This is a genomic window from Aeromonas sp. FDAARGOS 1407 (genome assembly GCF_019048725.1).
Classification (GTDB): domain Bacteria; phylum Pseudomonadota; class Gammaproteobacteria; order Enterobacterales; family Aeromonadaceae; genus Aeromonas; species Aeromonas enteropelogenes.
Genome location: NZ_CP077399.1, coordinates 3,966,939 through 3,979,774 on the forward strand (window position 1 = coordinate 3,966,939; position 12,836 = coordinate 3,979,774).

Annotated in this window: 14 protein-coding genes; 11 read left to right on the top strand and 3 right to left on the bottom strand. The window is 62.4% G+C overall.

Annotated elements, in window-relative coordinates:
* Positions 1-55: 55 nt before the first annotated feature.
* Positions 56-391 carry a DUF3634 family protein gene (locus tag I6L37_RS18595; protein WP_026457869.1) on the bottom strand — a complete coding sequence of 112 codons (336 nt, stop codon included), beginning with the start codon at positions 389-391 and terminating at the stop codon, positions 56-58.
* 170 nt (positions 392-561) lie between these two features.
* Between I6L37_RS18595 and fliB the strand changes: the two genes are divergently transcribed.
* On the top strand, positions 562-1,752 hold the full coding sequence (gene fliB, locus I6L37_RS18600) for a flagellin lysine-N-methylase (protein WP_216992638.1): 1,191 nt from the start codon (positions 562-564) through the stop codon (positions 1,750-1,752).
* 38 nt (positions 1,753-1,790) lie between these two features.
* Here fliB and I6L37_RS18605 read toward each other — a convergent pair whose 3' ends face one another.
* Positions 1,791-2,765, bottom strand: coding sequence for a nucleoside hydrolase (locus I6L37_RS18605; protein ID WP_042070059.1), 975 nt, complete (start codon positions 2,763-2,765; stop codon positions 1,791-1,793).
* Positions 2,766-2,983: 218 nt separating this feature from the next.
* The gene (locus I6L37_RS18610) at positions 2,984-3,277 is read right to left on the bottom strand and encodes a hypothetical protein (RefSeq protein WP_026457877.1); all 294 of its coding nucleotides are present in this window, start codon (positions 3,275-3,277) and stop codon (positions 2,984-2,986) included.
* Positions 3,278-3,489: 212 nt separating this feature from the next.
* On the opposite strand from I6L37_RS18610, the gene I6L37_RS18615 reads away from it, so the two are divergent.
* From I6L37_RS18615 to I6L37_RS18660, 10 genes are all read left to right on the top strand, one after another.
* Complete coding sequence (locus I6L37_RS18615; RefSeq protein ID WP_042069941.1) at positions 3,490-4,932, top strand: coniferyl aldehyde dehydrogenase; 1,443 nt, start codon at positions 3,490-3,492, stop codon at positions 4,930-4,932.
* A gap of 14 nt (positions 4,933-4,946) precedes the next feature.
* The gene (locus I6L37_RS18620) at positions 4,947-5,537 is read left to right on the top strand and encodes a TetR/AcrR family transcriptional regulator (protein ID WP_042069942.1); all 591 of its coding nucleotides are present in this window, start codon (positions 4,947-4,949) and stop codon (positions 5,535-5,537) included.
* Positions 5,518-6,036 (top strand): hypothetical protein, encoded by a 519-nt coding sequence (locus I6L37_RS18625; RefSeq protein WP_042069944.1) that lies wholly within the window; start codon positions 5,518-5,520, stop codon positions 6,034-6,036. The genes I6L37_RS18620 and I6L37_RS18625 overlap by 20 nt, the downstream gene beginning before the upstream one ends.
* Positions 6,037-6,053: 17 nt before the next feature.
* Positions 6,054-7,238 carry an iron-containing alcohol dehydrogenase gene (locus I6L37_RS18630; protein ID WP_201941063.1) on the top strand — a complete coding sequence of 395 codons (1,185 nt, stop codon included), beginning with the start codon at positions 6,054-6,056 and terminating at the stop codon, positions 7,236-7,238.
* A 144-nt stretch (positions 7,239-7,382) separates the two neighbouring features.
* Entirely contained in the window at positions 7,383-7,643 is a 261-nt protein-coding gene (locus I6L37_RS18635; protein ID WP_026457815.1) for a GNAT family N-acetyltransferase, read from the top strand.
* Positions 7,630-8,220 (top strand): nucleotidyltransferase family protein, encoded by a 591-nt coding sequence (locus tag I6L37_RS18640; protein WP_042069946.1) that lies wholly within the window; start codon positions 7,630-7,632, stop codon positions 8,218-8,220. Before I6L37_RS18635 ends, I6L37_RS18640 begins: the two co-directional genes overlap by 14 nt.
* Before the next feature lie 70 nt (positions 8,221-8,290).
* Positions 8,291-10,114 carry a SulP family inorganic anion transporter gene (locus tag I6L37_RS18645; RefSeq protein WP_042069947.1) on the top strand — a complete coding sequence of 608 codons (1,824 nt, stop codon included), beginning with the start codon at positions 8,291-8,293 and terminating at the stop codon, positions 10,112-10,114.
* 131 nt (positions 10,115-10,245) lie between these two features.
* Positions 10,246-11,592: an MATE family efflux transporter gene (locus I6L37_RS18650; protein ID WP_042069948.1), complete on the top strand. Its 1,347-nt coding sequence runs from the start codon at positions 10,246-10,248 to the stop codon at positions 11,590-11,592.
* 11 nt (positions 11,593-11,603) lie between these two features.
* Entirely contained in the window at positions 11,604-12,215 is a 612-nt protein-coding gene (locus I6L37_RS18655) for a hypothetical protein (RefSeq protein WP_042069949.1), read from the top strand.
* A 266-nt stretch (positions 12,216-12,481) separates the two neighbouring features.
* A complete protein-coding gene (locus I6L37_RS18660; RefSeq protein ID WP_026457390.1) occupies positions 12,482-12,700 on the top strand; it encodes a YdcH family protein in 219 nt (72 codons plus the stop codon).
* Positions 12,701-12,836: the final 136 nt, after the last annotated feature.

Consider the following 12,836-nt stretch of genomic DNA (forward strand, 5'->3'; position numbering starts at 1 on the left):
CGCCTGCCTGTCTATCAGACCAGGTTGAGCACTCTGGCAATACTCTTTGGGGCCGCTATCTCTTGCGCGCCTGGGGGCCGGGCCGTCGCGCCACAGGCTGATGGTAATCGCCATAGGGGAAGACATTGCGAAAACGCTGGGCGACCGGCTCGGGAATGGAGCGGGAGAACACCAGCCTCACCCTGTCGCCATCAAGCTGGCCGAGGATCCGCCCGCGCACCGTCTCGTGACGCAGTATCTGCTTGATCTGCTCAAGAAACGCGGGAGGCACCTTGCCCTCCTTGACCACCACCTTGCCAGGTTGCAGCCGGATCTCGAACAGGGCGCCACGCCCCAACTTCATCAGCCACCAGATAAGGGCAAGTGCCACTCCCAAGGATAACCAGGCCATGTCGTTCCCTCCCAACGTCTTGATATCTGGCAGTATAACCACCAAGAGAGTGCCTTTTATGGGGCCGAGCTCACACCCCGGGGGTCAACGTTTTCCAATTGGCAAACAGGCACCCATCTTGCTTGCGGGTAGACCTTTTAATAAAACGACCAATCTTTGACGGAGACCTCATGACTGCGCACCAGTTCACCCCCAGGTTTTATGCTCAATTTCAATGTATTGGCGATCAGTGTGAAGACAATTGCTGCCATGGCTGGCACATCAACATCGACAAGAAGACTTACCGTCACTACCTCGCGCACCCGGATCCGCTGATCCAGCACATCGCCGCAGATTCCCTGACCCAGATCAGACGCTCGAACGAGGAGTGGGCCAGCATCGACCTTGACGACACCGGGCACTGCCCCTTCCTGAGCGAGGGGCTGTGCCAGATCCACAAGCGGGCCGGGGCGCAGGATCTGAGCCTCACCTGCCAGAGCTACCCCAGGGTCTCAAGCCGCCTGGGCAACCATCACAAGCTGAGTCTGGCCCTCTCCTGCCCCGAGGCGTGCCGCCAGGTACTGCTCGACCCCGCCGCCATGGTGATGGAGGTCACCCCCTTCAACGGCTATTACAAGGAGCAGATCCTGCCGCCCCTGATCGAGCAACTGCACAGCCATATTCTCGACGTGCTGCTGGCCAGCGGGATGTGTGTGGAGGAGAAACTCTGGGTCATTGGCCTGCTGATCCACCGGGATCCCACCCCCCTCTCCCATGACGCCTTTCTGGCCCAGATTGGGCAGCTGGTGGCAGCCGGTCAGCTCTCAGCCGCCTTTGCCCAGCTTCCCTTCATCAGCCAAGTACAGTGGTCAGCCCTGCATCACCTGACCTGCCTGCAGGTGGTGAATGCCGGGGCGAGAGCCGGACGGGGACTGGCCACCATGCAGCGATGTCTGGAGCAGATCCAGCGGCTGCTGAGCGGGGACTTCAATACCGGGCAGCTGGCTCAGCTACACGAAGTCTGGCACCACCAGGTCGCCCCGTTTCTGGCGGCGCGCCCCCATATCCTGCACAACTATCTGGTCTATTACGTCTATCACCACAATTTTCCCTACCACCCGGAGCGCACCCCGCAGCAGTGCTATCAGCTGCTGATCGCCGACTACTTTCTGCTGCGCAGCTACCTCTGCCTGCTGGCCATGGAGAACAAGCTGAGCGAACAGGATATCGTGGATCTCTTCTACAGCTACCACAGCCTGCGCCAGCACAACGGCGACTATGAAGCGGCCATCGCCAGGGTGCTGAGCGAAGGGGGCGAGCACAACGATGTCGCCCTCTACGCGCTGTTGCAGACGGCCGTCGCGCCGGATAGCGCCATGTGAAGAGAGTGTGGCGGGTGAGTGGCCCGCCACACCAGGGGTTATGCGCCGCGCCCGGCGCCCCAGGACACCAGGGTTTCGCGATAGAGGGCGAGCAGCGCTTCGTCCCGCACCGCCACCCCGACCCGCTGGGCAGGGCAAGTGGCCCACTCGTCATGGGGATGGGATTTGCCATCAAACTTTTGCAGGGTATGGCCGATGGCGGGGCCATGGGTGATGACCCGCACCGGCCCCTCGCGCAGGGTGAACAGGGTCGGATCTATCACATAGGCGATGGCGGAGGGGTCGTGCACATGGCAACCATCCAGGCCGATGCGATCGGAGTAAAACCTGAGATAAAAGCGGCTCACCTCCCACAGGAAGCGGCCCGGCTCCCCCGCCTCGTCGCGCAGGGCATCGAGATAGGCGCTGCTGAAAAAGCTCTGCTGGGTCACGTCCAGCCCGATGATCACCAGAGGCCAGTTCGCAGTAAAGACCTGGTCGGCAGCATCGGGGTCATCGTGGATGTTGGCCTCGGCATAGGGGGTCACATTGCCGCGATGACCGTTGACGCCAAAGGCGCCCCCCATCACCACCACCTGCTTCACCAGTTTGGTGATCTCGGGGGCATGCTGCAGCGCCAGCGCCAGATTGGTGAGCGGCCCTATGGTCACGACCGTGATCTCGCCGGGCGCCGCCTTCACCGCCTCGACGATATATTGCCAGGCCGGACGGGGATCCGGGGCTATGGTGACCTCCCCCGCTTCCAGATCGCCAAAGCCGCTTGGGCCGTGCACCACAGTCGTGGGGCCGACCGGTTCGCGCAGCAGCGGCCCCGCTGCGCCCCTGGCCACATCCGCCTTCATGCCATATTTTTGCTTGAGCCAGAGGGCGTTGCGAGTACCGTTGTCGATGGTGGCGTTGCCAAAGACGGTAGTGATGGCGAGCAGGTCGATGGCGGGGTGCGCCTCGGCAAACAGGATAGCCATGGCATCGTCGATGCCCGGATCGGTATCGAGAATAATCTTGTGAGTCAGGGTGTTGTTAGTCATGGGGCCTCCCTACAGCGACAAAGGGGAGAGTCTACCCGGCCCGTCGCAACCAATCCCGGCAGGGGATCACAGAACCCGTCACAACCGGGTCTGGCGATGAAGATGCAAGGGGCGCGGCCCCTTGCCGGCGCCGCGCCCCTTTTCTTTGCATTATCCGCATCTGCCACTCGTCGGGACAAGCCGCGAGCACAGACCCCTATGGCTTAGTGCTTGCGATGCCAGCGCGGAGAGGTGGCCTTCTCCCCCCAGGGGGTGACGCAGGGCAGCAGGGCTCCCTCTATCACCACGTCACTGACCGCCAGCGCCTCGGCAATCTTCTGGTGCAGCACCCGCAGCACCTTGCCCTCGTGTTCGGCCAGGGAGTGGCCGGCGGCAAAATATTCCGGCTGATATTGCAGCGCCAGCTTCTGGGCAAATTCATAGGTGTTGAAACAGTCCGGCATCCGCTCGACCACATCTTCAAGCCGGGCCAACAAGCTGTTCAGTTCCCTGGTCATAATGCTCTCTCCGTGTAGATGAATAGTTGAAAACTACCCCTTATTGGATAAGTCACCAATCAACAAACCGCAAAAGTGTGGGGTATAACACAGTTCTCTCTTGCCTCCAGCCCACAGTGGCGAGGCCTCAGCATGCCAGCTTTACATCTGCGCAACAAATCGCTAGATTTAGACCGACCAATCAGTCGGTTGTTTTTTATGCGGAGAAGATCATGGGCGCGGCACTGTTTCACCATCCTGAGGATACCCAGGCCATCAAACTCTCCCTGCCGGATCAGCTGGCCCGGCTTAAACAGGCCTATATGGCCCATCCCATGCCTACCCTGGCCGAGCGCAAGGCGCAATTGGGCAAGCTGAAACAGGCCTTGCTGGCGCACAAACAGCCCCTGTGCAAGGCGCTGGCAGAGGATTACGGCCAGCGCAGTCACTACGACAGCCTGATCGCCGACGTGCTGCCCTGCATCATGCAGATCAACTACACCCAAAAGCGCCTCAAGCGCTGGATGCAGCCCCATCGCCGCCACGCGGGCCTGCTGCTGGCCCCCGCCAGGGTGGAGGTGCACTTCCAGCCCCTCGGGGTGGTTGGCATCATAGTGCCATGGAATTTCCCGGTGATGCTGAGCCTCGGCCCTCTCATCACCGCCATCGCCGCCGGCAACCGTGCCATGCTCAAGCTCTCCGAGTTCACCCCCCACACCAATGCCGTACTGCGCACCCTGCTCACCAGCGTGTTTGACGACAATGAGCTGGTGATCATCGAAGGGGATGCCCAGATGGCGGCAGCCTTCAGCTCTCTGCCCTTCGATCACCTGCTGTTTACCGGCTCCACCCAGGTGGGCAAGCTGGTGATGGCCGCCGCCGCGCCCCAGCTCACTCCCCTTACCCTGGAGCTGGGCGGCAAGAGCCCCTGCCTGATCGCCCCCGACATGCCGGTGGCCACCGCAGTGGAGCGGATGATCTTCGGCAAGAGCCTCAATGCCGGGCAGATCTGCGTCGCCCCCGACTATGTGCTGCTGCCCCGCGCCGAGGTGGATAACTTCATCGCCGCCTATCGCGCCCGCTTTGCCAGGCTCTATCCCAAGGGGCTGGCCAGCCCGGATTACGGCGCCATCATCAACGATCGCCAGTACCAGCGCCTGGTTGGCTGGCTGGAGGAAGCCGAACAGGCGGGCGCCCAGCTGCACCCCTGCGCCTCGCCCGCACGGGATGACAGCCAACGCCTGCTGGCCCCCCACCTGCTGACCGAGGTGCCAGGACGCTGTCAGGTGATGCAGCAGGAGATCTTCGGCCCCCTGCTGCCGCTCATCCCCTACGACACCCTGGAAGAAGCCCTCGCCTACGTGGCCGAGCGGCCCCGCCCACTGGCGCTCTACCTGATGAGCTTCGATCCCGAGCTGCAGGCCAAAGTGACCCGGGAGAGCCACTCCGGCGGCATGGCCATCAACGAGAGCCTGTTCCAGGTGGCGGCCGACGATGTGCCGTTTGGTGGCATAGGCGCCTCCGGCATGGGGCACTACCACGGTCACGAGGGATTCCTCACCTTCTCCAAGGCGAAAACCGTGCTGACCCGCGGCAAGTTCACTACCGGCTCTTTGATCCACCCGCCCTACAAGGGCTGGATCCAGAAGCTGATGCTGGCTTTCTTCCTGCGCTGATCGAGGAGTTCGCCATGACCGACAAGCGTCGCCAAATCCTGGACGCCGCCCTGGCCCTGTGCGCCGAGGATGGCCTGCAAGGGGCCGCCACCGCCCGCATCGCCAAGGCAGCCGGGGTGGCCAACGGCACCCTGTTCCACCATTTTCCGAGCAAGGAGGCGTTGATCCTGCAGCTCTATCAGGACGTCAAGCAGCGCATGGGGGCCGCCATCTGCGAGGCCGATCCCGCTCTCTCCCTGCGCGAGCAGACCCGCCACTACTGGCAGCTGGCCATGGCGTGGATGCTGGCGCACCCCAATGAACTCAAGTTCGTACTGGGCTTCTTTCACTCCCCCATGCTGGCCAGAGAGACCCGCAGCAAGGTGCTGAACGATGCCCTGCGTTTTCTGCCAGCCCTGCTGGCCCAGGGTCAGGCGAGCGGCGAGCTGATGCAGGCCCCCGCCCCCCTGATGCTGGAGGTGTGCCAGGGGCAGTTTCTGGCCTGCGCCTCCCTGTTCGTCGATCAACCCGAGCTCGGGCAGGATGCCCACTGGCAAGCCAGTGCCTTCGCCCTGTTCTGGTCCGCCATCTCAGGAGCCAACCTTGATGACACACCCAGCCCTTGAATCCCTGGCCAACCGGGGCCGCCACCTCTGGATCACCCTCCTCTTGTGGGTGGTGGGCCGTACCCTCTGCCGCGCTGCCCGCGTCGATGAGGCGGTGCGCCGCGAACTCGCCCCCCTGCCAGACGGGCTGGCCATTCGCCTTGAGGTGGGTGGCCTCCCCTATGCCATGCAGATCCACAAGCAGGGCGGTCGCTGGCTGGCTGGCCCGCCGGCGGCCCCTCACGCCTGCATCCACCCGCTGCGGGTGCGCTTCAAGCACCCCAATATCGCGTTTCGCGCCTTGAGTTTCCGGCTCGGGGTCAATCAGGCGTTCAGTGAAAACCGGCTGCTGGTGGAGGGGGACCTCACCTGTGCCATGCACCTGGTGCGGGGGCTTGAGCAGTTGCAGTCCCTGATCCTGCCCGCCTTCATCGCGCGGCCATTGCTGCGCCACTATCCGGCCCCGGCCAACAAGCTCGGCCGGGCCTGCAACATTTATCTGGGTCTGGTGACCGGCTGAGAACAAGGAGCCACTCAATGAGCCGCTATTACGATTTCTTCTGCCCGGTCAAGCTGATGGCCGGCGAACAGGCGCTGGAGCAGCTGGCCAGCGAACTGGCGAGCCTGGGGGCACGCCGTCCCCTGCTGCTCACCGACAAGGGGGTCAATGGCACCGGCCTTGCCACCCTGCTGGCCAATGTGCTGGCCGAGGGGGAGCTGCCGGTCGCCGCCATCTGGGACGAGATCCCGGCCGACTCCTCCACCGCCGTGGTGGAACGGATCGCCAAACGCTACGCAGAGCTTGGCTGTGACAGCCTGGTGGCGCTGGGGGGCGGCTCGGTCATCGACACCGCCAAGGCGGTCAACATCCTCGCCAGCCTTGGGGGAGAACATCTGCTCGACTACGCGGGGGCAGGCTGCCTCACCCGCCCCCTCAAGCCTCTGGCGGTGGTGCCCACCACGGCGGGGACCGGCTCCGAAGTGACACTGGTGGCGGTGATCAAGGATGAGGCGAGCGGGCGCAAGGTCCCCTTCACCTCCCCCTTCCTGCTGCCACAGCTGGCGGTGCTCGATCCGCGCCTCACCCAGGGGCTGCCCCTCAACATCACCGCCGCCACCGCCATGGATGCCATGACCCACGCCATCGAGGCCTTTATCGGCACCGCCAAGAATCCGGTCAGCGACGCCCTGGCCCTGATGGCGGTGGAAAAGATTGCCGGCGCCCTGCCCCTCATCGTCAAGGATCCGCAAAACCGCCAGCTGCGGCTGCAGCTGGCGGAAGGGTCGACCCTGGCGGGCATGGCATTTTCCAACTCCATGGTGGGGCTGGTCCATGCCCTCGGCCACAGCCTGGGGGCACGCTGCCATCTGCCCCATGGCCTGTGCATGAACCTCTTTCTGCCCACAGTGCTCGACTACAACCGCCCCGAGGTGGATGGCGAGCTGGCCCGTTTGCTGCTGCCGCTGGTGGGGGCGGAGCGCTTTGCCGCCACCCCCGCCCACCAGCGGGCCGAGGCAACCATAGCGGCCATTCGCGCCCTGCGCGATACCCTGTGGCAGGAGGTCAAGCTGCCTCGCACCCTGAATGAGGCAGGAGTGAGCGATCGCTCGCTGCTGACCGAGATCCGCGATCTGGCCATCAACGACGGTGCCATGCTGTTCAATCGCAAGGATGCCGATCGTGAGCAATTGCTCACCCTGCTGGAGCGGGCCTGGGCGTAACGAAAGCGCACATCGGGGAGCGCGGGGGCCGCGCTCCCCGGCAGGTGTTCTGCAGGATATTGGCCACGGGCCACGATGATCTGTTCTATACCTTGGCTAACCCTTATCCTGTCCAGGCAGCCCTTTAGCATCAGAGGTGACACCATGAACGAGATCATTCATCAGGCCAACCAGCAGCAGTTCATCTGTGTGGTAGACGGCAAGGAGTCACGGCTGCGCTACCGCCGCCTCGATGCCAAGACCATCGATGCCTACAGCACTTTCGTCCCGCCGGAGCTGCGGGTGCAGGGGATCGCCGATCAGCTGGCCCAGGCTTTCTATGACTGGACCCAGGCACAGGGGCTCACTATAGTGCCCACCTGCAGTTACATCGATGTCTGGTTACGCCGCCATGCCAACAGTTGAGCTTTCACCGTCTGTCAACGAACGCCACCTGCAAACCCGTACCGAAGCCCTGCTGCGGGCAGATCCCCTTCGCATGGCCTGCCTGGCGGCCGCCGCCGAGCTGGCACTGCCCGACTGGGCCATCGGCGCCGGCTTTATCCGCAACCTTATCTGGGATCACCTGCACCACAAGTCGACACCGACCCCGCTGAACGACATCGATCTCATCTATCTGGACGAACGCGATCCGGCGGGGCTGGCCGAGCCGGATCACGAAGCCTGGCTGAGCGCAAGGGTACCGGGCCTTCGCTGGGAAGCGCGCAACCAGACCCGCATGCACACACGCCAACGGGTCGAGCCCTTCACCAGCAGCCTGGAGGCCCTCACCCACTGGGTCGAGGTGCCCACCTGCATCGGCGTGCGCCTGAACGGGAATGGTCAGTTCGAATGGCTGGCCCCCTACGGCTTTGCCCACAACTGGTCGCTGCAAGTGAGTGCCAACCCCCACTGCCGCCAGGAGAGCCAGGTCTTCACTCGCCGCATTCAGGAAAAAGACTGGCAAACCATCTGGCCTGACCTTGTGATCAACTGGCCATAACCGGATTGCAATCTTTCGATAACCTTGGGCAGACTATGAAAAAGCTCCAAGTTACTCAATGGGTTAAATAATGCGCGAATTTTTCTCACTCGAACGCTGGCTACCGGGCCTCGCCGCCCTGCTGCAATACCAGCGCGCCTGGCTGATGCCGGACCTTCGCGCCGGATTCTCGGTGGCCGCCGTGGCCCTGCCCGTGGCCATCGCCTATGCCGAACTCACCGGGGTCGGTGCCATCGTCGGCCTTTATTCCTGCATCCTGCCCATGATGGTCTACGCCCTGTTCGGCACCTCCCGCCAGCTGATCGTCGGACCGGATGCCGCCACCTGTGCCGTCATCGCCGCCGTGGTGACACCGCTGGCGGCGGGGGATCCCACCCGTCACTGGCAGCTGGTGATGACCATGACAGCCATGACGGGCTTTTGGTGCCTCATCGCCAGCCGCTTCAAGCTGGGGGTGCTGGCGGACTTTCTCTCCCGCCCAATCCTGATGGGGCTGCTCAACGGGGTGGCCATCACCATCATAGTGGGCCAGCTCTCCAAAATTTTCGGTTTCACCTTCGACGAACGCTACCTCATCGAGCGGATCGCCAGCGGCGCCAACTACATCACCCAGACCCATCTGCCGACCCTGGCCATGAGCCTGATCGCCCTGCTTACCCTGCTGCTGGCCAAGCGCTACAAGCCTGCCTGGCCCTCCTCCATGGTGGCCATGGTGGTGACGGCGGCCCTGGTGTGGGCGCTGGATCTTGACCAGTTCCATATCGCCACCCTGGGGAGCGTCGGCTCCGGCCTGCCCGCGTTCCAGATACCGGAGTTTCCCCCCGGCCTGATGCGCGAACTGGTGCTGCCGGCGCTTAACCTCGCCATGGTGAGCTTCGTCTCCATGATGCTCACCGCCCGCAGCTTCGCCGCCAAGAACGGTTACGAAATCGACGCGGACAAGGAGTTCAGGGCACTGGGCATGGCCAACCTGGCGGCCGCCGCCTCCCAGGGCTTTGCCATCAGCGGGGCCGATTCGCGCACCGCAGTCAACGACGCCAATGGCGGCAAGAGCCAGCTGGTCTCCATCATCGCCGCAGCCGTCATCGCCATCATCACCTTTTATCTGACCGGCCCGCTGCAATACATTCCCACCGCGGCGCTCGGGGTGGTATTGGTGATGGCCTCCCTGTCGCTGACCGATTTTCGCGGCTTGTGGGCTCTGCGCCACTCAGATCGCTCGGCGTTTTGGCTGGCGCTGATCACCTTTATCAGCGTGCTGACCATGGGGGTTATTCCGGGGATCACCCTCGCGGTCTTGCTCGGCCTGTTCCAGTTCCTGCGCAACGTGATGCGCCCCACCGATCAGCTGCTCGGCATGGACGACGAGGGGGTGGTGCGCACCCTGGGGGACAACGAGCAGGCCAAAGCCATTCCCGGCATCCTGGTCTATCGCTTCAACTCGCCGCTGACCTACTTCAATGCCCCCTACTTCAAACGGCGGGTGCTGGCACTGCTGGTGCAGGATCCCCTGAGTCCCCAGTGCCTGGTGATCGATGCGGTGGCCTGCTTCACCCATCAGGACATCAGCGTCATGAGCATGGTGGGGGAGCTGCACAAGGAGCTGAAACGGCGCGGTATCCACATGGTGATGGCGGGCCGCCACGGCCAGATGACCCACTGGCTCAAACAGGCCGGGGTTCGGGTAGGAGATGAAGGGATCATCCTCTGCCCCGACATGTATCAGGCCCTGCGCATGACCCGCTGTTACCGCGAGCCGGTGTTCAAGGATGACGAGGTCACCGAGAGCACCACGGATGCCCTCCTCTCCCGCTGGCCCCAGGACGACGCCCTGCCCGACTCGGCGCGCCTCACCCTGCCAAGCGAACAGGAAGCCGGCGCCACCCCGGCCTGATCCCAAGACCCTACCGATCCGGATCACCGGCCGGCGCACAGCGCGGGCCGGTGATTGCACCCGCCAGCCTCTTGGTGTTAAATGCCCGACCAGATGGCACCGTTCGCGTGCCACCAGCCGTTGGACACACCATGCAAACTCAATCCCACGCAGGTCCGGGTACGCTGTTCGCGCTCACCTGGCCGCTATTTATCGATCTCGCCCTGCACTTTCTGACCGGCGCCCTTAATACCTTCATGGTGGGCCATGTCTCCTATCAGGGGGTGGCGGCGCTGGCGGTCGGCAACCAGGTATTCGATCTCGCCATCACCCTGTTCAGCTTCGTCAGCATCGGCACCAGCGTGGTGATCACCCAGTATCTGGGGGCCGGCGACAAGGAGAAGAGCCGGGTGGTGATCCACACAGCCATCGGCTTCAACCTGCTGATCGGCCTCATCGCCGCCATCGGGGTCATGGCCGGGGCCGGCACCATGCTGACGCTGATGAACCTGCCCGCTCACCTGATGAGTGACGCCACCCTCTACCTGCAGATCATCGGTCTGTGCCTGCTGCCGGAGGCGGCGGCGCTCTGTCTGGCCGCGACCCTGCGCGCCCACGGTCACACCCGTCAGGCCATGTACGTGACGCTTATCGTCAACCTCATCACCTTCGTCGGCAACCTGCTGCTGCTCTACGGCTGGTTCGGCCTGCCCCAACTTGGAGTGGCCGGGGTCGCCATCAGCACGGTGGCAGGACGTCTGGTAGGGGTGGTGCTGCTGGTGTGGCTGGTGGCCAAAAAGACCGGCATCCACCTCAAGGCGTGCGATATTGTGCATCCCAGCCGCGAGATGCTGGGCAAGGTGCTGCACATCGGCCTGCCCGCCGCCGGGGAGAACCTCTCCTGGATGCTGCAGTTCATGGTGGTGACCGCGTTTGTCGGCCTGCTCGGTGACAAGGCGCTGGCCACCCAGTCCTACTTCTTCCAGATCTGTCTGTTCATCCTGCTGTTCGGCCTCTCCATCGGCCTTGGCAACGAGATCATCATCGGCCACCTGGCGGGGGCCAGGCAGTTCGATCGCGCCTACCAGCAACTGATGAAAAGCCTCAAACTCGGCCTCCTCGTCACCTGCATCATCGCGCTGGCCGCCGCCATCAACGGCCGCTCCATCATCTCGCTCTTCACCGATGATGCCGACATCATCACTCAGGTGGCGCAGCTGTTTTTGATCAGCCTCATCCTCGAACCCGGCCGCACCTTCAACCTGGTGGTGATCAACGCCCTGCGTGCTACCGGGGATGCCCGTTTCCCGCTCTACATGGCGCTCATCTCCATGTGGGGAATTGCCGTACCCCTTTCCTATTTCCTTGGTATCATGCTGGGCTATGGACTGGTCGGCATCTGGTTGGCCCTTGCCTGCGACGAGTGGGTACGCGGTCTGGCCATGTTCTGGCGCTGGCGCAGTCGCCGCTGGCAAAACAAAATTCTGGTTGAAACATAAGTGGAATCACAATGAAGAAGATAGGACTCTTGCTCGCTGCCCTGTTGCTCAGCCCGCTGACACTGGCGCAAACCGCCCCCTCCACCCCCAAGGCAGTGGCGCCCCAGACCTGGTATGTGGCCCCCATCGCCATCGATGAGACCAGCGAAGCCCAGAAGGCGCTGACCAAGGACTTCATGGCCCAGATGATCAAGACCATCAAGATCAACGAGTACCAGACCGGCAAGGCGGTGGGTAACACCAAGGATCCCAAGTGGCTGATCCGCACCAAGCTGATCCCAGCCAGCGACGCCCCGCTGGTGGGCAAGAAGCATCCGCAGGGCCTCACCTACGGCAAGGGTACCCCGACCCAGGAGATCGTTGGCGAACTCCTCATGAACGGTACCCTGGTAGCCCATATCGGCCAGGGCTGGCGCGAGCCCATCGTCCCCGGTACCCCGGTGGCAGAGAAGCTCTCCATCGCCAACTACCGTTATGCCATTGGCGATCAGGCCAAGGCACCGGATCTCGAGGAGCTGGCCGCCCAGATTGGCTTCGAGGCCGGCAAGGTGATCGCCCGCGGTGGCAAGCCGCTGCCTGAGAAGAGCAAGAAGAAAGAGCCGGTGGACAAGACCAGGGAGTAAGACTGCCGACCGTCATTGAGGGGACCTTGGGGTCCCTTTTTGTTTGCCGCTGCGTTGGCCGACTTCTGTGAAGGTGCGCACAAATTCGTCGCATCGCCATCATTGATTATTTTATTATTTTATTTAAATTCAATTAGTTAAAAATGTTCCGCTAGCAGAACCCAACGAATGGCATCAAATTCGATCGGGATCACATTCCTCACCACGGCGAAGGGGTAGCTTGGATTCACAGGCACAATCAAACGAAACCAAGGAGGCTCCATTACATGTTCCCAGAGTACAGAGAACTCATCTCGAAACTGAAGAGCAGTGATGTCCATTTCCAGAAGATGTTTGACTTGCACAACGACTTGGATGAGGAGATAAGGAAGCTGGAAAAACACCATGCCAGCGATTACAGCTCCGAGGTGAAGGATCTGAAAAAACAGAAACTGAAACTGAAAGAGGAGATATACGAGATCCTCAAGCAACATCCACAGCAATAGATGCCTCAACGAATATCCGGATAAGCAATTTATCCCTCAGCCCGGCTTCCGTGCCGGGCTTTTTGCTATTTATGTCAATTAGCGGGACAATAGCGCTACCTGCCAAGGTGGTTATTTGTTAAATTTTTCCCTTGTG